Below are 18,330 nucleotides of genomic sequence, written 5' to 3'. Positions count from 1 at the left end.
CCGGGCCCGTCCCCCCGAGCGGGGTGGACGGGCCCGGCCGCCGTCTCACCTCTTGCAGACCGGCGCGTAGGGGATGTCCTCGCCCACGTACTGCCGCCACTCCTCCTCGGTCAGGTCGCGGCCGACGACCTGACAGACCCGGGCCCGCAGATCGGACTCGTCGAGGGTCCACAGGGCCACGTTGAAGGTCCAGTAGTTGTACGTCGCCAGGACGCCGCCGTCCGGCGGGGCGTCCGCGGACAGGAACGGCGACCCCATGTTCCACTCGTCCCGCGGGGTCATGGTGTTCAGCCCGAACACGGCGCTGCGCGATTTGCCCGACACCAGCAGCAGGCCCTGCCCCGGAATCTCCGTGAGGTCCAGGACGAACTGGAGCTTGCCGTCGGAGGCCCGGCCGCGCTGCTGGAGGTCCGCGGTGAAGAAGGTGATCACTCCCGCACCGGAGCCCACGACCACCTGGCCGTCCCGCATGACCTCGACCTTCGCGATCGCCGTCCCGCCCTCCAGCCGCCGGGTCGCGGCGACCGAGAGGTCGGCGGTCCGGAGCGCGACGACGGACGGCCGGTCGGCGCTGCCGGTACTGACGACCGCGTAGAGACGGTCCGCGCCCTCGCCGCCTCCGCCGAGCGCCGTGACGCCGGCCGCGAGTCGCCGGCTTCCCGCGCTCCGCCACGTGCCGCCCGACTCCGTGAAGCGCCGGACCTCGCCGTCGCTGTACCCGGCGTAGAGATCGCGGTCGACGAAGGCGACGTGACGGAGTCCGGCCTTCTTCGGCAGCGGAACCGGCGTCCGGCGCCGTTCGGTGAGGTCCCACACCGCCAGGTCGCGGCTGCGCTCCCTCTTCACGCTGTACAGGACCGCGGCCCAGGGGCCGTTCCTGCTGGTGGCGAGTTCCCTGCTGGTGCTGTCCTTCGGCAGGGCCAGGCGGTGGTACCGCTTCGGATCCTGCATGGTCTCCGACGTGAGGTCCTTCGCCCGCGGCAGCAGGTACAGGGCCGGTCCGGCGCGCAGCACGAGGTCCTGGCCCGCCCACGCGAGCGACCCCATACCCCCGTAGAAGCGGTTCCACGCCCGGGTGGCGGCGGAGTGGTCGCCGTCGTGGAGTTCGGCGACCCCGCCGTGGTGCCGCAGCACGATGCCGTTGCCCATCACGGCCGGCCCTGCCTTGGGGTAGCCGTACTCCTGGGCCCGCTCGCCGACGTTCCAGCCGTAGGTGCCCCCGTAGCGGCCCGAGGGCCTCGTCGCGCTCAGGTGCGCCCCGTCGTCGGCGGAGTTCATCGAGACCGTCTCGTACGGGCCGCGGTCGGCGATGACCGTCTCGGGCCTGTTCGGGCCGAGGGTGAGCAGCTGCGCCCCGCGGGTCGCGGCGGCCGTCACCCCGTCGGCCCTCAGGGCTCCGTGCAGGACGACGCCCTCGGGAGCGGTGAGGGCCACGGACCGGGCGCAGGTCTTCAGGTCCACGCGGACGACCTCGCGGCCCTTGGTCAGCAGGACCTCGTCCTTCCCCGCCCACATCGTCTCGGCGCTGCCGCGCTCGGGGCAGCGGAGCGGGGCGGCGTCGAGGTGCCGCACGTCGTACGCGAGCAGCCCGATCGTGTCCACGTACGCGACGAGCGACCGCCTGTCCGAGGTGAACTCCAGGTGGTCCACCTTGTTGCGCTCGCTGTTCAGGGGCCCGGGACGGGAGGGGATCGGCAGCGCGGTCCGGCTCGCGACCGACCATGACCCCTTCTTGTTCTCCACGACGGTGAGGCGCAGGTCGCTCGTCGCGAAGGCCACCCGCTGGCCGAGGGGCGACACCGCGAGACCGTTGACGAACACCCCCGGAGCCGTCGGCTCCACGCCGCTCCCCTTCTGGCGCCACACCACGTCCCCGGATTTGGTGGACAGGATCTGCACGGCACCGGTGCTGGTGGACAGCGCGCCCCACGCCCCGTCGTGTGACAGGGCGAGCCGCTCGAACCGGCCCTCCTCGGGCCGCAGCAGCTTGCGCAGGGAGGAGCTCTCGCCGGCCATCGTGACGAGGGCGTCGGTCCTGTCGCCCGCCCGCCCCGCGATGTCGTCGCTGGCCATGGCCAGCAGCAGCCGCAGTCCCGGGTCGACGCCGTCGTCCTGGGCGTACGCCTCGTCGAGGACCCTGGTGGCGGTGTCGCGCAGCCTCTGGTCCTCGCGCTGGCCGTTCCAGACGAGGAGGCCGGCCGTCAGCCCCACCGCCAGCACGACGATGCCCACCGCGGAGACGCGCAGCATTCCCCTGCGGTCGCGCACGCGGCTCCGCCGGGCCGCCTCGCGCCAGCCGGGAGCACCGACGATCGTGGTCGACGGGCTCCGCGTGTGCTGCAGGGCCTCCTTCAGGTCGGCGTCCGGCACCACCACCCGGTCGAGGTCCGCGGCGGCGGCCAGCTTGTTGCGGTAGCCGGTGACCCCGACCATCCGGCCCCCGCCGTCCACTCCGCCGACGACGGCGGTCGAGCCGCCGAGGCGCCGGACGGTGAGGGGGCCGCGCAGCCGCCGGTTCTTCCGCCGCAGCTCGTCGACGAGGACCGTGAACGCCGCCGTCAGGCTGATGTCCTGGACATGGTCCACGGGTCCGTCGACGTCGGTCAGCGACCAGAGGACCGTGCCGCGCTCGCGGGCCCGTCCGCGCTTGGGCCGGGCGGTCCGCCAGGCGGTCTCCAGGCCGGACCGGAAGCGGTCGTCCGCGCTGAACAGCGGCATCGACCACGGGTCCGGGACCAGCGCGGCGGGCAGTCCGCGCAGTGTCGTCGCCCGCAGCGTCGCCCGGATCCCGCTGTCCCCGCGGTCCAGCAGGACGTCGACCGTCGCCGTCGCGCCCTTCTTCGGGTGCTCCTCCTGCAGGGCGAGCAGCCACACGACCAGGGCGGTCCCGTGCGGGTCGGTGCCCAGGGCCGCCACGACGGCGGACAGCCGATCGCGGCGGGCGCACGCCGGGGCGGACCGTCCGGCGGGCCACGGCGCGTCCGCCGCCGCGCGCACGTGCGCCAGCCAGGTCAGCGCGACGCCCAGGTGCTCCGCGAGCCGGTCCTCCTCGTCGACCAGCACCAGCCCGAGCGCCGCCAGCGCCCGCACCGCCCCGGTCACCGGGCCGCAGCCGGCGTACGGCTCGTCGGCGGGCGTGGGGAGGGCGCCCGGCACCGTGCCGTAGCGCTCGGTCAGTTCGTGCAGCTCGACGGTGCCGTGGCACAGGGCCCGAAGGGACTCCAGGTCCCCGGCGCCGACCAGCGCCTGGACGAACTCCAGCAGCAGGGGCGAGCGCGTCAGTGCCCCGTACAGGGCCGACTCCTCCTCGGGGCTGTCGAGTTCCGCCGTGAGCAGGGTCCGGATGTCCTCGACGAAGGTCACGACGCACCGCCCTCTCCGTCGAACCGGCGGAGCGCCCGGCGCAGCGGATGCCCCGCGGGGGACAGTTCCGCGGCCGCACGCCACACCCGGAGGCCCGCGCGATGCGTCCCCGCCAGCGAGGGCAGCAGCTCGTCGGGCGAGACACCGGACAGGCCCCACACGCCCGTCACCGCCTCCTCGGCGCGGAACTCCCCGCGCACCACGGGCACGTCGAGCGTCCCGGAGAGCCACCGCCGGCGGGCCTCCAGCGCCACCCAGTACCGGAGGGTGCCGCCGGGCGACGCCACGACGACCGGGAGGAACGCGCCTCCGTACGCGTCGAGGAGCCGTTCCCGCTCCGGCGTCGCCTCCACGGTGAGTTCCACCGTCACCTTCAGCCGGCCGCCCGGAGTGGTCTCGGTGCGGACCGCGAACGGTCCGTCCTCCTCGCCGGTCCGCCGGACCACCGTCCGGTCGGCCGTGCCCGAGGCCGACTTGGGCAGGGCGGGTTCGAGGGGGACGGCGAAGCCCGCCGGCGTCGCGCCCGTGAGCCCCTCGGCGGCCAGGACCGCCGCGTGCCGCAGGAACGGGTTGACCGCGGCCAGCCGCCGGGCGACCTCGGCGAGAGCCGCCGTCACCGGCGCGGGGAACCGTGCCGGGTCCGCGGCGCGCAGCCCGGCGCAGAGCGCGGTGCCGCCCCGCGCGGCGAGCACCGGATCGGGCTCCGTCAGCCCCTCGTACAGCTGCTCCAGCGGTCCGGTCACGCCGAGCGCCGCGGGCGTCACCCAGTGGCCGAGGTCCAGCGCCTCGGCGGACAGCGACGGCGGCGCGCCGCCGTCGAGCAGGCGGACGACCGCCGACGCCAGCTCCGTCACCGGCTCCCACGGCAGCGCGTGGAAGAGCCCGGGCGGCGGTGCGCCCTCCCGGTCCAACCGGTGCAGCAGCAGGTAGCGGACCTCCCGGGACAGCGCGGCGAGCGCCGTCAGGTCGTCGGGGCCGAAGACGGGGTGGGACCAGGACGTCTCGACACGGCCGATCAGCTCGGCGCCGGCCTCGCCGATGCGTAACGGCGCTCCGTGGTCGTCGAGTTCGACGTACGTGACGGCGGTGGCAGGGTGGTGCAGGGCGAGTACCGAGGACCGGTCCGGTCCCGCCGCCACGGCGCGCCTGACCCAGCCCTCCGTGAAGAGCGGCAGGTCCCGGGCGTCGGCCCGTTCGTCGCCGTCGTTGATCGGGCTCGTGCCGGGGACGGGCGGCGGGCCGAGGCGGACGACCCAGTCGCTGAGGGGACGGTGCGTTCCGGTCACGGCCGCACCTCCAGCAGGGCGGCGAGCAGACCGGCGGCGGCGGGGCCGAGTGCGGCGGCGACGCCGAGCTGCCGTCCCGGGTCGTGGCCGGCGAGCGACCGGCGATGGTCCCCGGCCAGGCGTTCCCAGTCGGCCGGCGGCAGCCCGTCCCACGCCGTCGCGGGCATCTGGGCGAGGCGGGCCGCCGTCGCGCCGAACTCGTAACCGGTGGTGCCGGCCCAGCGCAGCGCGAACTTCACCGCGCGCAGGATGAGCCGGGCCTGGTCGAGCCGGTCCTCGGTGGCGTGGAGCGAGGTGAGGCGACGCGGCCGGGCCCGCAGGTCTGCGAGCCCCGCGCCGGTCGGGTCGACCACGGTGTGGCCGAGCGGGTCGTAGTAGAGGCTGTTCACGGTGAAGTCGCGGCAGCGGGCGTCGGTCTCGAGGTCGCTGCCGCAGGCCGGGAAGCCGAAGGCGTTCGTCTTCAACGTCCGGTACTCGTAGAGCCGTTCGCCGCCCTGGGGCGGTACGGCGGAGCAGACGAGGGAGTACGGCGACACCTTGGCGCGGAACTCCAGCCCGTTGCGGCGCCGAGCCCGCTTGGACAGGTCGGTGAAGCGGCCCGGCGGGGCCGTGCCCGTGAGGTCGAGGTCGTTGACCTCGGCGGCGGACCCGGCGATCAGGTCCCGGGCGAACCCGCCGGTGAGCCAGAGCAGATGACGCGACTCGCGCACCTCCTGGACGAGCGGACCCGCGACCGCTCCCCAGGCCGACCCCGGCAGCGCCATGGTCTCCGCGACCGTGTCGGGCAGCGTGGTGTCGAGCTCCTCGGCCCGGTGCACCCGTTCCGGATCCACCCGCTGCACCGGGGTGGCCGCGAGGGTCCGGACGGACCCGGCGTCCATCGGCACGGGCCGGTCGGGCGGTTCGGCGAGCGCCTCGTCGCCGTTCAGCAGCAGCCGGTCGCACGCGGCCTTCGGCTGCGAGGACGGGGCGTAGCCGAAGCCGGCGACCGTCCCCTCCTTCGTGACGTCACCGGCCAGGACGGGGCCGGTCGTGTCCCGCTCATCCCACACAGTTCCTCCGCAACGGGACCGGACGTCGTTCGGAGGTCCGGTCCGTGCCGGTCCGACGCGGGAGGTGAACCGACGGCGGTGGGGGGAGGGGCGGGGCCCCGGCGCCGGGCGGCAACCCAGGTCGGACGATCACCCGCGCGTCCACGGCGCGCGGCTCCCACCACCATCGGGCAAGTAGAGCAACGTAACAGAAATGCCCATCATCCGACCGAAGTTCGCCGGATACCGCCCGGGGGTGTGGGGCCTCGTGCTAGGGCGACCGTATGGCCGTGCGGGGTGGTCGCGTACGCCCGGCCCCCGCGGGCGAGGCGGAGGTGGTCCTGTACGCCCCCGGGCGCACGCGCGCGGGCCCGCACGACGCGCGTGCGGGCCCGGCGAGCAGGGAGGGGCGTGCCGTCAGCTCCAGTCGGGGTGGGCCTCGGAGGCCGAGCCGGTGCTGAGGGAGAAGGCGCCGGTGCCGTTCGCGCGGACCACCCAGACCCAGGGACTCGCGTACGGGCCCCGGACGAAGGACACCCAGCTGCCGTCGGGGGACCAGGACGGGTCCATCTCGTGCGCGGGCGTCGCCACCAGGGCACGGTCGTCCGTCCCGTCGGCGGCGACGAGCCGGATGTCGCCCTGGGTGCCCTCGCCGTACTTCCCGGCCGTGTACGCGAAGGTGCGGCCGTCCGGCGACCACACCGGGTCGAACGCCGCGTGCGGCAGCCGGGTCAGCTGCCGTGGGGCGCCGCCCGGCTTCGCCGGGTCCACGACGTGGATCTGCCAGCCGCTGTCGCCCGCCTGCATGCAGACGGCGATCTGCTTGCCGTCGGGGGACCACGCGGGGTCCTCGACCCGTCCGCTGCCCGTCGTGAGCTGCTGCGCCGCACCGTCGGCGACGTTCACCACGAACAACTGCTGGACGCCGTCCTTGGCGCGCAGCACGGCCAGGCGCTTGCCGTCGGGGGACCAGGAGACCCGGCCCCCGGCGATGGGCGCGATCCGCCGGGCGTTCGAACCGTCGGCGTCCGCGCGCCACACGGACGCGCCGTCGGCGTCGACCCGGGTGTACGCGAACGACCGGCGGTCCGGGGACCACTGGGGGAGCATGACGCACGGCTCTCCGGTGATCAGCCGGACCGGCTTGGGGTTGCCCTGGTCGCGGCGGGAGATCGATCCGTGGCATTTCTGCGGCCAGCCCGGGGCGGTGTCCTCGCGGATCAGCACCGAGTCGGCGGGGAACGGGGCGGGACCGGTGGCCGTCGGGGTGTCGGGGGTGTCGCCCTTGCCGTCCGACGCACCCGACCACGGCTGCCACACGAGCAGGCCGACGGTGGACAGCGCGACCAGCGCGGCGCCGGCGACCAGTGCGGGCGTGCGGCGCCGCCGTACGGGCGGTGCGACGGCCGGGCCGGTCGCCCTGGTCGGTCCGGCCGTTCCCGGTCCCGGCGGGGTCTCGGGGGCGCCGAACACGCCGAGCGTCCCCGGGCCGGCGGCAGGCCACCCGGCACCCGGGGCGGTCACGGTCGGCGACGCGTGCCGGCCGGCCTCTGCCGCGGGATCGGCGGACGAAGGCGCCGGCGAGGACGCGCCGGCCGGGCTGCTCGCGTCGGCGCCGGTGCCGGTGGGCCCCTCGGGGGTCCTGCCGTCCGGCGCGGGCGTCCGGCTCACGGACCCGGTCCGGGGATCCACCCGGGGGGCCGCGCTCCGGGGATCGAGGGTCCGCGGATCCGCCGTCCCCTGGGTGGTGCTCTCCGGAGCGGCTCCGGCGGTGGCTCCCGGAGCGCCGGCGCCGTGGGGCGGGACCTCGGGGGCCGCGGGGGCCGTCGGACCGGAGGGCTTCGCGTTCGACGCCCCGGGTGCCGCAACCTCCCGGTCCGTGCTCGCGGCCGGCCCGGACCCCGACGCCGGCCCGGACCCCGGTGCCGCCGCCGGCGCGGGTCCCGTCGCGGGCGGACGGCCCGCGTCGTGCCGCGGCAGCAGGACGGTCGCGGCGTCCGGGAGCCATCCGCCGCCGGCCGGGTGGCGCACCGTCAGCCGGCGCAGGAAGTCGCCGGGCGCGGGCCGGTCCGCCGGATCCTTGGACAGGCACTCCGCGACCAGGGTGCGCAGCTCGTCCGGGACCGCGGTCAGGTCCGGCTCCTCGTGCACGATCTTGTAGTGGCGGGCCATCGACGGGCCGTCGCCGAAGGGCGAGCCGCCCGCCGCCTGGGCGAGCACCACGCCGAGGGCGAAGACGTCCACCGCGGGGGTGACCAGGCCGCTGATCAGCTGCTCGGGGGCGAGGAAGCCGGGGGTGCCCACCTGGAAGCCGGTCTGCGTCAGCACCGTCCCGTCCAGCGCGCGGGCGATACCGAAGTCGATCACCCGCGGCCCGTCCTCCGCGACGATGATGTTCGCCGGCTTGAGGTCCCGGTGGACCACCCCGGCCCGGTGGATCGACTCCAGCGCCTCCGCCAGTCCGGCGGCCAGCACCGTGAGCGTGTCGGCCGGCAGGGCGCCCACCCGGTCGAGGACCGCGGCCAGGGTCGGCCCCGGGACGAACGCCGTCACCAGCCAGGCCGGATCCCCCTCGGGGTCCGCGTCGACGACCGGGGCGGTGTGGAAGCCGCTCACCCGCTGCGCCGCGGCCACCTCGTCGGCGAACCGCCGCCGGAATCCCGGTTCGGTGCTCAGCTCGGGGCGCACGACCTTCACGGCCACCGCGCGTCCGGACGGGGAGCGGCCGAGATAGACCACCCCCATGCCGCCCTGGCCCAGCCGGTGTGTGAGCTGGTAGCGGCCGTCGCCGACCGAGGCAGGATCGCCAGGCACCAGCGGTTTCATGAGTGTGCACCCCCCGTTCCGCACCGTGAGCGGGTGCTGGCATGTCCTTACCTGGCACGGCGCCGGACAGTCAAGCCGAGCCCGCGTGCCGGGCGAATCGGGACGACGTGCCGCGCACCGGGCGGGACGGTTGGGTCCATTACGGACGGTCACGACACCGTCGCCCCGGCTTCGACGCGAACGCGAATCCGGACACCGGAGCGGCGGCGGGGCGACCCCGCGCGCGAGGGCCGGCCGGGGCGTGCGGGATCGGGCGCGCGCCGCGGCCGGGTGGCGTCCGGCGGCGTGCCCGAAATTCCGGTCAGGGTCGGTTCCTGCGGTGGGCGAGGGTGTCCGGGGGACTCCGCCGGCTTCCGTTCCGGCCCTCGGCCGCCACACCGTCGAGTTCCGGTCGAATGTTCTCGGCCTGTCGTGCGAACGGTGATACCAGAGTGGGGCGTTCTACGGGTAAGTTTGCCAACTGCGCACCGCACCCGAACGGTTGACGACTACAGTGGGTACTTGGTGATCATCGGTAGGCTCATCACACCCACGTAAGCAGACCCCCGTCGTCCCCCCGTAGTACGCCGATTCCCGGGCACGTACCAAGGACACTCATGTCTCAACTTCGCGCACCTGCCACGCGGTCAGACCGCCGCGAGGGCGGGCGCCACGGCCGGTCAGGCGCCCGCTCCGCTCCCGGCGCCGGGGCCCCCAACCCCGCACAGCGCTCCGCTCCCCTTCCCGCGGAAGCCCGCATACGCCCCCAACTCCTGCGTACCTCCGTGCTGCCGGCCGTCGCCGTGGCACTCGGCGGCGCCGCCGCCGTCCTGTTCACCATCCGCTCCACCGGAGCCAGCCCGACGCCCGGCCTCTGGGCCGCGCTCACGGGTGCCGCGGCCCTCACGGTCGCCTCCGTGACCGCCGCGGCGCTCGGCGCGGACCGGGCCGCCAAGGCCGTGCTCGACCGCTGCAACTCCCTGCGCCGCTCCAGCGCCCGCGGACAGAGCGAGCTGCGCACGATCGTCGAGCAGCTGCGCAGGGGAGAGGGCCCGCCGGTCCGCCCCGCCACGCCGCCCACGGCCGCGTCCGGTGACGAATTCGACCTGCTGTCCCAGGAGCTGACCCGATCCCACGAGGCCGCCGTCGCCGCCGTGGTACAGGCGTCCCGGCTCTCCAGCAGCGTCGGCAACGAACAGAAGGTCGAGGTGTTCGTCAACCTCGCCCGGCGTCTGCAGTCCCTCGTCCACCGCGAGATCCAGCTCCTCGACGAGCTGGAGAACGAGGTCGAGGACCCGGAGCTGCTCAAGGGCCTGTTCCACGTCGACCACCTGGCGACGCGCATCCGCCGCCACGCGGAGAACCTGGCCGTGCTCGGCGGCGCCATCTCCCGCCGCCAGTGGTCGAACCCGGTCACCATGACCGAGGTGCTGCGCTCCTCGATCGCCGAGGTCGAGCAGTACCCGCGCGTCAAGCTGGTTCCCCCGATCGACGGAACGCTCCGCGGTCACGCCGTCGCCGACGTCATCCACCTGCTCGCCGAGCTGGTCGAGAACGCCACGCTGTTCTCCGCACCGCACACCACCGTGCTGATGCGCGCCCAGTACGTCACCGCTGGCCTCGCCATCGAGGTCGAGGACCGCGGACTGGGCATGCCGGTCACCGAGCAGAACAAGATGAACGCGCTCCTCGCCGACCCCGACCAGGTCAACGTCGCCCACCTGCTCCAGGACGGGCGCATCGGACTGTTCGTGGTCTCCGCCCTCGCGCGACGTCACGGCATCGCGGTTCGTCTGCAGTCGAACATCTACGGCGGGGTCCAGGCGGTCCTCGTCCTGCCGCAGGGGCTGCTCGGCGCCGAGCCGGACCGCCTCACCCAGGGCGAGCCGCAGACGGGCGCCGCGGCCCAGGCCCAGGCCCAGTCCCAGGTTCCCTCGGGACAGCTGCCGCCCCTCCCGGCCCAGGCGGCTCCCGCGGTCCCGGCCGCGCCGCCCGTCCCCGACACCGTGCCGGCGCCCCGGCACGCGCCCGCCCCGGCTCCCGCCCCGGCTCCCGCCCCGGCGCCCGAGCCCTATCCCGCCCACCGGCCGCTGACCTACACCACCGCGGCCCCCGCGCTCCCGCTCCAGCCGGCGGACGAGGGCCCGGCCTCCGCCGCCGCCCCGGAGCCGGCGCGCGACGGCGGCCCCCTGCCCGTACGGGGCGAGCACACCGAGCACTCCCGCACCGCAGGCGCGTACCTGCCCCCGCAGACGCCCGCCGTCCCCCCGGCCCCGCGTCCGCAGGCACCGGGCCGCCCCCTGCTCCCCAAGCGGCGTGCCCAGGAGCACCTCGTCCCCCAGCTGCGCGAGGAGCCCACGGTCCGCAAGCCCGAGGAACACGCCCTGCACGACCCCGGTCTGATGGCCGCCTTCCAGCGTGGCATCGGACTCGCAGAATCCCAGCCCTCAGCCCATGAACCGCAGCGTCCCGGCGACGCGCACAAGGAGTAGATGCACCATGGTCAGCAACTCGCCGACCGGCCATTCCTCGGATCTCGACTGGCTGCTGAGCGGTCTGGTCCAGCGGGTCCCCTACACCCGCAACGCGGTCCTGCTCTCCTCCGACGGACTGGTCAAATCCGTCCACGGCCTCGACACCGACGCGGCCGACCACATGGCAGCCCTGGCCTCCGGGCTGTACTCGCTCGGCCGCAGCGCCGGTGCGCGGTTCGGCGACGGCGGCGAGGTCCGCCAGGTCGTCGTCGAACTCGACTCCACCCTGCTGTTCGTCTCCACCGCCGGTTCCGGCACCTGCCTGGCGGTGCTCGCCGGCCGCGAGGCGGACGCCGCCGTACTCGGCTACGAGATGGCGATGCTGGTCAAGAGCGTGCGGCCGTACCTGGTCACGCCCGCCAGACAGGCCGCCGGCGCGGCGGGCAGCACGGGGCTGTGAGCGTGATGTCCCAGGAGGGGCCCTGGCTCGACGACGCGGCCGGGCGGCTGATCCGCCCGTACACCGTGAGCGGCGGCCGGACCAAGCCCACCACCGCACTGGATCTCCTGTCGATGGTGATGGCGACGGGCTCCTCCCCGCAGGGGCACATGGGTCCCGAGCACAGTCTGGCCCTCGGGCTGTGCGACGGACCCACCTCGGTGGCGGAGGTCGCGGCGCACTTACGGCTGCCCGCGGTCGTCACCAAGGTCCTCCTCTCCGACCTCGTGGACTGCGGGGCGCTCACCGCCCGGGCGCCCCGTTTCCACGCCAATCCAACCGACCGTTCCTTGCTGGAGGCAGTGCTCGATGGCCTACGACAACGGCTCTGAGCGCCACGAGAGTTTCGCGTCCGACCCCTTCCCCACCGCGCTGAAGATCCTGGTGGCGGGCGGCTTCGGCGTCGGCAAGACCACCTTCGTGGGCGCGGTCAGCGAGATCGAACCGCTGAGCACCGAGGAGCTGCTGACCCAGGTCAGCGCGGGCACCGACAGCCTGGTGGGCGTCGAGTCCAAGACCACGACCACCGTCGCGATGGACTTCGGGCGCATCACCCTCGACGACCGCAACGTGCTCTACCTGTTCGGCACCCCGGGCCAGGAACGCTTCTGGTTCATGTGGGACGAACTCTCCGAGGGCGCCCTCGGAGCCGTCGTCCTCGCCGACACCCGCCGCCTGGAGGACTGCTTCTCGGCGGTCGACTTCTTCGAGCGCCGGGGGATCGGGTTCGTCGTCGCGGTCAACGAGTTCGACGGCGCCTACCGCTACGAGCCGGACGAGGTGCGGGCGGCGCTCGACCTCAGGCCCGAGGTGCCCGTCGTCCTGTGCGACGCCCGGATCTCCAGCGCCGGCATCCGCACCCTCCTCACCCTCGTCCAGCATCTGCTCACCACCATCCCGGCCGCCGTGCCGAGCTACGGAGCCACGACATGACCTACGACCCGACCGGTCATCTTCTGTTGACCCCCGTCGACCGGGAAGCGCCCGTCCGTGTCCAGCGGCTGCGCGAACTGGGTCTCGGGGAGCGGCCGGAGCAGGCCTTCGACGACTTCGCCCACCGGCTCGCGGAGGTGACCGGAGCCCCGTACTCCATGGTCAACTTCATCGACGAGAACCGGCAGTTCTTCGCCGGCCTGCACACCCCGGCGGGCACCCACTCGGGCAGTGACCTGGGCGCGGCGGCGGCCGGCGGCAACGTCGGCCGGTTCATGGCACGCGACCACGGCTACTGCCCGCACGTCGTGGTGCGCCGCAAGGCGCTCGTCCTGGAGGACGTCTGCGACTACCCGCGCTTCGCGGGGAACCCGGTCGTCGACGAGATCGGCATCCGCTCCTACATGGGCGCGCCGCTGATCGACCGTACCGGCGTGGCGCTCGGCACGATCTGCGTGGTCGACACCGACGTGCGGCCGTGGGGCCGGGCGGGCCTGGAGACGATCAAGACATTGGCCGCGGAGCTGGTGGAGCAGATCCACCGCCGCGAGGACGGCATGCTCTGAGCACGGTGTGAACCCGCGCGCGGGTGGCGCCCCGGAACGGCGAAGGCCGGGCCGGGGCGCGTTCTTCTTCTCGGGGACCTCCGGGAGGGGGAGGGGCGCGGAACCGTGCGCGCCGTTGCGCACGTGGGGTGGGGACCGGTCGGCGGCCGCGCCCGCCGACGTCGAGGTCAGGCCGGGACGGGCTCTCTGCGGACCAGGTCGGAGAGCCGCTCGGACCAGCTGCCCTTGGCGGTGCCGAGGGCGACCTCGGCGAGACGCAGCAGCTGGACGTCCGAGGTGCCGGCCGGGGCGAAGATGTGGTGCGCGTCGCGCAGGTAGCGCTCGATCGGCCGGTCCGTGAAGAGCCCGGCTGCGGCGTGGATCTCCATCGCGTTGCGGCCCGAGTCGAGGGCCGACTCGACGTTGACCAGCTTGGCGTTCATCAGCTCCGCGTCGCAGGACATGCCCTGGTCGAGCAGGTGCACCGCGTGGTAGGCGGCGAGTCGTGCGGTCATCAGCCGGGACTGCATCTGGCCCAGCTTCAGCTTCACGGTGGGGAGTTCGTGGAGCGGGTTGCCGTAGCGGTGGCGCTCGGCGGCGAACCGGGTGGTGTCCTCCAGGATCGCCTGGTGGATGCCGAGGGAGACGGCGGTCAGGTTGGCCCGTCCGTACAGGACGCTGGAGGAGTAGGCGACGGCCAGTCCGTCGCCCTCGTCGCCGAGCCGGTTGGCCGCGGGGACACGGCAGTTCTCGAAGATGAGCTCGCCGAAGCTGAACCCGTGGAGGCCCATGGCCTGCTCCTGGGGACCGGTGCGGAACCCGGGGCGGTCGGACTCGACCAGGAAGGCCGTGAGCCCTTTCGAACCGGGGCCGGTCCGGACCACCACACCGTGCAGGTCGCCGACATGGCTGTTGCCGACGAAGACCTTGTTGCCGTTGAGGATGTAGTCGTCCCCGTCCCGGACGGCGCTCGCCGTCATTCCGAGGACATGGCCGCCGGACCCGGGTTCGGTGACGGCGATCGTCGGCAGGCAGTCGCCCGCTGCGATCGCGGGGAGCCATGTCTTGCGCTGCTCGTCGCTGCCGAAGTGCACGATCTTGGCGGTGCCGAGCTGGGACGCCTGGACCATCGCGCCCATGGCGCCGCTGACCCGGGAGAGCTCCTCGATGATGATCGTCTTGGCCAGATGCCCGGCGCTCATGCCCCCGTACTCGTGGCCGATTGTCGCCCCCAGCCAGCCCTGTTCGGCGATCAGCCGGGAGAGCTCGTGATGGACCGTACGGGTCGCCTCCATCTCGGCTATCCGTGGCCGAACCTCACGCTCTGCGAAGTCCCGAACGGTCTCCCTGAGTTGATGATGCATGCGGCTGGTGAAGTAGCCGTCCATCGGAGTCCTCCCCTGCGAAACGCCTGTTCGCGCGATTGTTCGAACAGGTGGTGCATCGGCAGTGGTCCCGTCCCGAACAGGCCGACCACTTCATGGTGTTGATCTTTCGTGACCGGAGCAATATCGCCACGGACTTTGTCCGAAACCCGAGTGGTTGACGTTTGAATCTGACTGTGTTTCGCGTGGTCTTGGGCTGGTGGGTCCTTCGACCAGGTCATTCCACTCAGGCAGGTTTCTGCCACATGCCAACGGCAACCGGTGACCGGTCATATGGCGCCGATAGCCCAGGCTTCGCCTCATAGGCCACCTCTTCATCACAGAGGAGGCATGCCGGATCTTTCGCCGGGGCCCCGATGCCGGGAACGGCGGGGCTTCCGGCCTTTCGCGGGCGCCGAAGAGGCTGTCGGAAGGGGCGTGCGGCGGCACGCGACAGCGTGGCGATGCGTGACAGGGAGTGACCGGCGGGCGGGTCGGCGCGCATTCCGCTTCGCGCCCCCGCGGAGCGCCGTACGGTCGGGGCATGGCCACCGCAGACGACGTACGCCGTGTCGCGCTCTCGCTCCCCGGGGCGGTCGAGAAGCTCGCGTGGGGGATGCCCACCTTCCGGGCCGGCCCCGGAGGAAAGATCTTCGCCTCGCTGGACGACGCCGATCAGGTGATGGGGGTGAAGTGCCCCAAGGAGGAGCGGGCGGAGCTCATCGCCGCCGAGCCCGGGAAGTTCTTCATCCGCGAAGGGCACGACGACGGCTACGCGTGGATCAGGGTCCGGCTCGGAGCCCTCGACGACGAGGCCGAACTCCGCGCCGTCCTCGCCGACTCCTGGCGCCAGGCGGCCTCGCGCCGTCTCCTCGCGGAGCACCCCGAGATGGGGGAGGCGGGGTGAGGGGCCGTCCCGTCCCCCGCGTCCTGGCCGGAAGGTCACCGGCCCGGCCCCGCCGGACCTGGCCGGAAAGAGACCGTCCCGCATCCGCCCCGGTGGCCTGAACGGGATCGCGGTCCCACCGGCCCGGCGAGCGCCGTCAGCGGCCGAGGAAGGCCGTGATCCGCTTCCGCAGTCCCGCCGGGTCCAGACCCTGACCGGCCAGGTGCTCCTCGATGCTCCCGTACGTGCGCAGCTCGCGGCGGGCGACACCGAGACCCAGCACGCGGTGCGGCAGCTCCGCCAGCGCGTCGTTGGCGGAGCCGGTCGACGTGCCGGCGAGGTACGGCTCGACCAGGACGACGTCCGGGCGCGCGCCGGCGACCGCCCGACGCAGGCCGTCGGCGTCGAAGGGGCGGACCGTGTGGGCGTAGAGGACCGTCACGTCGAGGCCCTCGGTGGCGGCGAGGACGTCGTCCAGCAGGGGACCGACGGCGACGACCACACCGTCCCGGCCCTCGCGCACCGTCGAGAGACCCGCGGTGACGGGCCGGGGCGCGGCGTTCGACTGCGCGGAGAGCCGGACGTAGACGGAGTCGTCGCTCCGGACGGCCTGGCGCAGCAGCTCCTCCGCCTCGTCCGGGTGGCCGGGTACGTGCACGGTCCAGCCGTCGAGGGTGTCGAGCAGGGCCACGTCGCCGGGTGACATGTGGGTGAAGCCGCCGGCCGGCCAGTCGTACGAGCCACCGGCGCTGACCAGCACGCCGGTCACGCCCTGGTGGCCGAAGTCCAGCTTCAGCTGCTCGAAGGGGCGCTCGACGAGGAAGCTCGCGAAGGTGTGCATCACCGGCCGCATCCCGGTCAGGGCGAGCCCGCCGCCCGCCCCGATCAGCAGCTGCTCGCGGATCCCGACATTGATCACGCGGTCCGGATGGCGCCGCTCGGCCTCCCGGAAGCCGTCCCTGCTGATCTCGGCGAGGACGACCGCCAGGCGGGGGTCCTCGTCGAGCAGGCGGCTGGTGGTCGCGATGAAGCGGTCGCGCATGGTGTCCATGGAAAGGGTGCTCCTCGGCTGCTCGGTGTGGCGGGGGTCAGGCGTGCTTGGGCTCGACGCGGGCGACGACGACGTGCGGCCGGCCGGGGTGCGGGGCCGTGCAGGCGGCGTGGAGCGCGTCGTGATCGCGCCCGTCGACGGTCCTCGCGGACCAGCCGGCCGCCTCGAACCGCGCGGCGATCCCGCCCGGACGGCCGTAGCTGGCGGAACCGTTGTCGATCACCAGCGTGTGCAGCTGTTCCAGGCCGGCGGGCCCCGCGTAGGCCAGCGCCTCGTGGTTGCTGCCCTCGTCCAGCTCGGCGTCCCCGATCAGCACCCAGACCCGCGGATCGGTCAGCCCCTGGGCCCGCAGCCCCAGGACGCTGCCCACGGCCAGCGGGAGCCCGTGCCCGAGCGAGCCGCTCCCGATCTCGGCACCGGGCACCAGCGTCCGGTCGGGGTGGTGTCCGAGCGGCGAGTCGTACGAGCCGAACCCGCTCAGCAGCTCCTCCGGGAGGAAGCCCTTCGCCGAGAGGACGGCGTAGTAGGCCATCGGCCCGTGCCCCTTCGACAGCAGGAACCGGTCCCGGCCCGGGTCGCCGAAGGTCTCGGGCGAGACCCGCAGCACGCGGTCGTACAGCACCCAGAGCGCGTCGAGGGTCGAGGTCGCGGCCGGCGAGTGCTTCTCGTCGCCGGTCATCAGCCCCATGAGGCGGGTGAGCCGGGCGAGGTCGGTGCGCGGATCGCGGGGGGCGAGGGTGTCTGCCGTGTTCGTCATGACACACACGGTGCAACCTCAAGCGAACTCGAGGTCAACCCCGGAAAGGGGTTCGTGACCACCCGGGGAAGTGCGGTATTGTTCTCATGCGCGTTCGGCCCAGGGAAACCCCAGGTCAGACGGGCATCGGGACGTGGCGCAGCTTGGTAGCGCACTTGACTGGGGGTCAAGGGGTCGCAGGTTCAAATCCTGTCGTCCCGACTTTTCGAAGTCGGAGGTCGAGGGGCCGTTTCAGAGGAATCTGAAACGGCCCCTCGATCGTTTTCGGGGACCGGTCGGGGACCTGCTCGCCTTGACCGCGTCAGCGGGCGACCACGATCGGGCTCGACAGGGACCGGGGCGCGCGCAGCACGCTGAGGTGTGCCGAGAGAGCGGCGCCGGCGGCGGTGATCTTGTGTACGTCGGGGTGCAGGTACCGCTGGGTGCTGGTCAGTGCGCCAAGGCCGGCGATCTTGCGGAGGACGTGCACCTGGACCCCGGCGTCGGCGAACCAGGTGAGTCCGGTGTGCCGGAGGTCGTGTCGGCGAAGGTGCTCGTAGCCGAGCTTCAGGACGACGTCGTCCCAGTGGGTCGCGTCGCGCAGGACCGCGGTGGAGATACGGCCGCCACGGGGACCGGTGAACATGCGCGCGTCGGGATCGGGGCCGGTGGCCAGGATGCGCTGCGCGACGAGGGGGCGGATCTCCTCGATGACGGGGACCTGGCGGGCCCGCTTGCCCTTCGTCCCCTTGTCGGAGAGGCCGCCGGGAGCGGGGGTCGTCTGGCGTCGGACGGTCCAGATCCAGTTGGTGGTGTCGATGTCCCCGACTCGGCAGCCGGAGACCTCGCCGGTACGCGCGGCCGTGCACGCGACGAAGAGGACGACCTCGCCCCGGTCCCGGTACTCGCCGTGGGAGGCGGCCACGAGCGCGTCGGCCAGCTCGGCGAGCGCTCCCCGGTCGGGCAGGGCCGGTGCTCGCGGGTCGAGGAGCTCGTCCTCGGCCTGCTCGTAAGGCTTCTGCCGGCCCGTCACGCGGGCCGGGTTGACCTTTCGATTCGCAAGAACCTTCTCGGCATTCCGCGTCGGACGGGTTGGTGCATCGAGAGGCCGACGGACGAGTCGCTCTTCGAGCTCTGCAGGGCCCCGTCCTCCGCCTCCTGAAACTCAGTCGCATACGCGACGACATCAGCTGTTCGCTACGTATGTCTCCTTGGATGCACGAGCGCGTGACCTGGGGCGTTCACGAGACCGTCGAGGCTTTGCACCAAGGATCGAGACAGGTTGCTGCAGCGCATGACACCTCGCCAAGACACCGTGGTAGGACTGTACGGCTGACTGATCATCGTATGGGGGATT

Annotated in this window: 13 protein-coding genes, 1 tRNA gene and 1 pseudogene; 7 read left to right on the top strand and 8 right to left on the bottom strand. The window is 73.5% G+C overall.

Features of this window, described 5'->3' with window-relative positions:
• Positions 1 to 45: 45 nt before the first annotated feature.
• From ACE1OA_RS05745 to ACE1OA_RS05730, 4 genes are all read right to left on the bottom strand, one after another.
• Positions 46 to 3,363 (bottom strand): hypothetical protein, encoded by a 3,318-nt coding sequence (locus ACE1OA_RS05745; protein WP_432752406.1) that lies wholly within the window; start codon positions 3,361 to 3,363, stop codon positions 46 to 48.
• Positions 3,360 to 4,649, bottom strand: a complete 1,290-nt coding sequence (locus ACE1OA_RS05740) for a hypothetical protein (protein WP_432752405.1) — start codon at positions 4,647 to 4,649, stop codon at positions 3,360 to 3,362. The genes ACE1OA_RS05745 and ACE1OA_RS05740 overlap by 4 nt, the downstream gene beginning before the upstream one ends.
• Positions 4,646 to 5,701: a hypothetical protein gene (locus ACE1OA_RS05735; RefSeq protein ID WP_386540185.1), complete on the bottom strand. Its 1,056-nt coding sequence runs from the start codon at positions 5,699 to 5,701 to the stop codon at positions 4,646 to 4,648. Before ACE1OA_RS05735 ends, ACE1OA_RS05740 begins: the two co-directional genes overlap by 4 nt.
• A 396-nt stretch (positions 5,702 to 6,097) precedes the next feature.
• Positions 6,098 to 8,494 (bottom strand): protein kinase domain-containing protein, encoded by a 2,397-nt coding sequence (locus tag ACE1OA_RS05730; protein ID WP_432752404.1) that lies wholly within the window; start codon positions 8,492 to 8,494, stop codon positions 6,098 to 6,100.
• A gap of 608 nt (positions 8,495 to 9,102) precedes the next feature.
• Between ACE1OA_RS05730 and ACE1OA_RS05725 the strand changes: the two genes are divergently transcribed.
• The 5 genes from ACE1OA_RS05725 to ACE1OA_RS05705 are packed head-to-tail and all read left to right on the top strand — an operon-like array spanning position 9,103 to position 12,957.
• Entirely contained in the window at positions 9,103 to 10,977 is a 1,875-nt protein-coding gene (locus ACE1OA_RS05725) for a sensor histidine kinase (RefSeq protein WP_432752403.1), read from the top strand.
• Between the two features lie 7 nt (positions 10,978 to 10,984).
• The gene (locus tag ACE1OA_RS05720) at positions 10,985 to 11,419 is read left to right on the top strand and encodes a roadblock/LC7 domain-containing protein (protein WP_147976497.1); all 435 of its coding nucleotides are present in this window, start codon (positions 10,985 to 10,987) and stop codon (positions 11,417 to 11,419) included.
• 5 nt (positions 11,420 to 11,424) lie between these two features.
• Complete coding sequence (locus tag ACE1OA_RS05715; RefSeq protein WP_147976650.1) at positions 11,425 to 11,790, top strand: DUF742 domain-containing protein; 366 nt, start codon at positions 11,425 to 11,427, stop codon at positions 11,788 to 11,790.
• Entirely contained in the window at positions 11,768 to 12,391 is a 624-nt protein-coding gene (locus tag ACE1OA_RS05710) for a GTP-binding protein (RefSeq protein ID WP_356600294.1), read from the top strand. Before ACE1OA_RS05715 ends, ACE1OA_RS05710 begins: the two co-directional genes overlap by 23 nt.
• A complete protein-coding gene (locus ACE1OA_RS05705; RefSeq protein WP_356600292.1) occupies positions 12,388 to 12,957 on the top strand; it encodes a GAF domain-containing protein in 570 nt (189 codons plus the stop codon). The genes ACE1OA_RS05710 and ACE1OA_RS05705 overlap by 4 nt, the downstream gene beginning before the upstream one ends.
• Positions 12,958 to 13,124: 167 nt before the next feature.
• Here ACE1OA_RS05705 and ACE1OA_RS05700 read toward each other — a convergent pair whose 3' ends face one another.
• Complete coding sequence (locus tag ACE1OA_RS05700; protein ID WP_356600290.1) at positions 13,125 to 14,324, bottom strand: acyl-CoA dehydrogenase family protein; 1,200 nt, start codon at positions 14,322 to 14,324, stop codon at positions 13,125 to 13,127.
• A 520-nt stretch (positions 14,325 to 14,844) separates the two neighbouring features.
• Here ACE1OA_RS05700 and ACE1OA_RS05695 point away from each other — a divergent pair.
• Positions 14,845 to 15,207: an MmcQ/YjbR family DNA-binding protein gene (locus ACE1OA_RS05695; RefSeq protein WP_384866395.1), complete on the top strand. Its 363-nt coding sequence runs from the start codon at positions 14,845 to 14,847 to the stop codon at positions 15,205 to 15,207.
• 136 nt (positions 15,208 to 15,343) lie between these two features.
• Here ACE1OA_RS05695 and ACE1OA_RS05690 read toward each other — a convergent pair whose 3' ends face one another.
• Positions 15,344 to 16,237, bottom strand: coding sequence for a transketolase family protein (locus ACE1OA_RS05690; RefSeq protein ID WP_356600286.1), 894 nt, complete (start codon positions 16,235 to 16,237; stop codon positions 15,344 to 15,346).
• Positions 16,238 to 16,274: 37 nt separating this feature from the next.
• Entirely contained in the window at positions 16,275 to 16,994 is a 720-nt protein-coding gene (locus ACE1OA_RS05685; protein WP_432752402.1) for a transketolase, read from the bottom strand.
• Positions 16,995 to 17,121: 127 nt separating this feature from the next.
• Here ACE1OA_RS05685 and ACE1OA_RS05680 point away from each other — a divergent pair.
• A tRNA-Pro gene (locus ACE1OA_RS05680) sits at positions 17,122 to 17,195 on the top strand.
• A gap of 100 nt (positions 17,196 to 17,295) precedes the next feature.
• Here ACE1OA_RS05680 and ACE1OA_RS05675 read toward each other — a convergent pair.
• A pseudogene (locus ACE1OA_RS05675) lies at positions 17,296 to 18,024 on the bottom strand (tyrosine-type recombinase/integrase); the annotation flags it as partial.
• Positions 18,025 to 18,330: the final 306 nt, after the last annotated feature.

The organism is Streptomyces sp. JL2001 (assembly GCF_050917515.1).
Lineage (GTDB): Bacteria > Actinomycetota > Actinomycetes > Streptomycetales > Streptomycetaceae > Streptomyces.
Note: the sequence above shows the minus strand (reverse complement) of the source record. Positions and strands in the feature narration are given on the sequence as shown.

What these genes read in the sequence shown, in the direction of transcription:
- ACE1OA_RS05725 (WP_432752403.1), top strand. Translation starts at nt 9,103, where the DNA reads ATGTCTCAACTTCGCGCACCTGCCACGCGGTCAGACCGCCGCGAGGGC.
- ACE1OA_RS05720 (WP_147976497.1), top strand. Translation starts at nt 10,985, where the DNA reads ATGGTCAGCAACTCGCCGACCGGCCATTCCTCGGATCTCGACTGGCTG.
- ACE1OA_RS05715 (WP_147976650.1), top strand. Translation starts at nt 11,425, where the DNA reads ATGTCCCAGGAGGGGCCCTGGCTCGACGACGCGGCCGGGCGGCTGATC.
- ACE1OA_RS05710 (WP_356600294.1), top strand. Translation starts at nt 11,768, where the DNA reads ATGGCCTACGACAACGGCTCTGAGCGCCACGAGAGTTTCGCGTCCGAC.
- ACE1OA_RS05705 (WP_356600292.1), top strand. Translation starts at nt 12,388, where the DNA reads ATGACCTACGACCCGACCGGTCATCTTCTGTTGACCCCCGTCGACCGG.
- ACE1OA_RS05700 (WP_356600290.1), bottom strand. Translation starts at nt 14,324, where the DNA reads ATGGACGGCTACTTCACCAGCCGCATGCATCATCAACTCAGGGAGACC.
- ACE1OA_RS05695 (WP_384866395.1), top strand. Translation starts at nt 14,845, where the DNA reads ATGGCCACCGCAGACGACGTACGCCGTGTCGCGCTCTCGCTCCCCGGG.
- ACE1OA_RS05690 (WP_356600286.1), bottom strand. Translation starts at nt 16,237, where the DNA reads ATGGACACCATGCGCGACCGCTTCATCGCGACCACCAGCCGCCTGCTC.
- ACE1OA_RS05685 (WP_432752402.1), bottom strand. Translation starts at nt 16,994, where the DNA reads ATGACGAACACGGCAGACACCCTCGCCCCCCGCGATCCGCGCACCGAC.